The organism is Candidatus Cloacimonadota bacterium (genome assembly GCA_011372345.1).
In the GTDB taxonomy this organism is placed as follows: domain Bacteria; phylum Cloacimonadota; class Cloacimonadia; order Cloacimonadales; family TCS61; genus DRTC01.
Genome location: DRTC01000482.1, coordinates 1 through 1,975 on the forward strand (window position 1 = coordinate 1; position 1,975 = coordinate 1,975).

The 1,975-nt window shown below is 37.9% G+C and carries 2 protein-coding genes; one reads left to right on the forward strand and one right to left on the reverse strand.

Annotated elements, in window-relative coordinates; all coding sequences use genetic code 11:
• The first annotated feature begins 781 nt into the window (after positions 1 to 781).
• Positions 782 to 1,378 (forward strand): pentapeptide repeat-containing protein, encoded by a 597-nt coding sequence (locus ENL20_09350; protein ID HHE38763.1) that lies wholly within the window; start codon positions 782 to 784, stop codon positions 1,376 to 1,378.
• Between the two features lie 79 nt (positions 1,379 to 1,457).
• Here the strand turns inward: ENL20_09350 and ENL20_09355 are convergent, their stop codons facing one another.
• Positions 1,458 to 1,817 carry a zinc ribbon domain-containing protein gene (locus tag ENL20_09355; protein HHE38764.1) on the reverse strand — a complete coding sequence of 120 codons (360 nt, stop codon included), beginning with the start codon at positions 1,815 to 1,817 and terminating at the stop codon, positions 1,458 to 1,460.
• Positions 1,818 to 1,975: the final 158 nt, after the last annotated feature.

Here is a 1,975-nt window from a genome sequence, read left to right on the forward strand (position 1 = left end):
AAATGGCCCTTAAATGGATTGTAGAAGAATTTTTCACCACCCTAAACTATCTCACATTCGATGAACCAAGATTAGAACAAGTAAACCCCGACTGTTTGCTACTACCCGTGAATGAAGCCAATAAAATTCTGCATGTTTCTGGAAAAAAATCTGAAAAATTCCCCAATCAAACAGAAATTGAAAGCGAACGGGCTCTTTTCGTGGAGATAAAGGCATATCATGGAAGCACAAAAGTTGGAGAAAAGGAAGTTTTGCAAACATTTAATTATTCCAATAAAGGGGGAAAGGCATTATTAATTACCACAGGTGCCCTTGATTCACTGGAATCACTTGAATTTCTGAATAATAATTCGCTGAGTGGCACATCTGAGGAAAAAACATACGATGATGAAGTTTTTGCAGATTTTACGAAACAAGTGAAGCAAAAAAATAGGAAATATGCAAAGCAGATTGATATGTCGATCTCCCAAGATTCTTTTGATACACGCGGTATTTATCTATCGGCTCACAAAAAATTGCAGAAGATGTATCGTTATACCAAAGAATGGCCAGAGGAAATCAAATATCATGTTCTTAATGCACCGTCGGCCATTATGGATTTTTTGGAATCAAATGAAAAACTCGGATTAGTAGAACCAGATGCATTTCACCTGCTTCTTCAAGAAAAAAATTTACCCCATGCAGCAGATCTATTTGATCGAATTCGATCAAGTTATCTGGAAGAAATCATCATCGATCCGCCCCGTTTGTATCCCGTACTGCATGAGAATTAGGTGTTTCCATGGAAAAAGCACCTCTTTCTATCAAATTTCCACTGTCCGAACAAAAAGGAGCAGATTATTCTGATATAGATCGGATCCATCTCCGAAAGATAGCTGAAACATCCAAGGTGATATCCCCGCAAGAATTTCAAAGCATTCTCAAAAATCATCAAAAATTTCTCAAATTAGACGGCGGAGGGGGTCAATGGCAGACGATGAATATCAATGGAATAATTTTAGGGATATATCTTTCTAAACAAAGTATTCCAGGGCAAGCTATATTAAATAATCTACAGTTAGATAATCTTACGCTGACAGGAAAATTCTTACCTTATGCCAATTTAGTGGGGATTCTAGCCGAAAATTGCGATTGGAACAAGGTCAATCTTAACCACAGTTTAATCACCGATGCAATGTGTCAAGGAACTTCCTTTATGGGAGCTTCATGTATAGGAACTGATTTTTCTCGATCTGATTTAAGAAGATGTTCATTTCGAGATGCAAATTTAAAATATGCCGATTTTGAGAATTGTAACTTAGAAGATGCCGATTTCACCGGAGCTCGCTTAGAGCACGCTCGTTTTCCAGGAGCTATTCTAAAAAATGTGACATATTGATGAATATTGTTCATGAATAAATCCGAAAAAGTATAGAAATTAAAAAAAATGAAAATGAAAAAATCGACAAAACGAAAAATCAGCGTACTATCGGAGTTCCGCAGCTTTCACAGAATTTTCCATCTTTAGGTAGTTTTGCACCACAGAAATTACAGTAAGTGCGATTTCCAGGGGTTGTTTTCAAGGGTACGCCCAAAGATCGCCCTTCACGCTTTTTCCCGCAATTGGGACAGAAAACTGCATCTGCTTCCATTTCTGCGCCGCAACGAGTACATTTATACTTCTTTTTCAAGGTACTGGCTAAAGTTTGACTGGAAGTTGCAGGAGAAGAACTTGTGGAAACCGTAGAAGTTTTAGACGCAGTAGAAGCACCTTGCGGTTGTTTCATTTTATCTTTATTTGCCTTCTGCTTTTTGCGCGCAATAGTAGTGATAATCAAAAAACCACCCGCAATGATTAAAATCCAAATTAACGTTGGTCGTGCGCTTGCCCATTGATCTTGCACAGATACAGGATGAGCCGAAGTATCATAGGTAACATCGAAGGTGATATCGACTGATTCATAAGGATTGTAGAGAGGATCTGCATATACAAAGA

Bases quoted from the DNA above. Each gene is read 5' to 3' on its own strand.
- ENL20_09350 (HHE38763.1), top strand. From the start codon at position 782: ATGGAAAAAGCACCTCTTTCTATCAAATTTCCACTGTCCGAACAAAAA.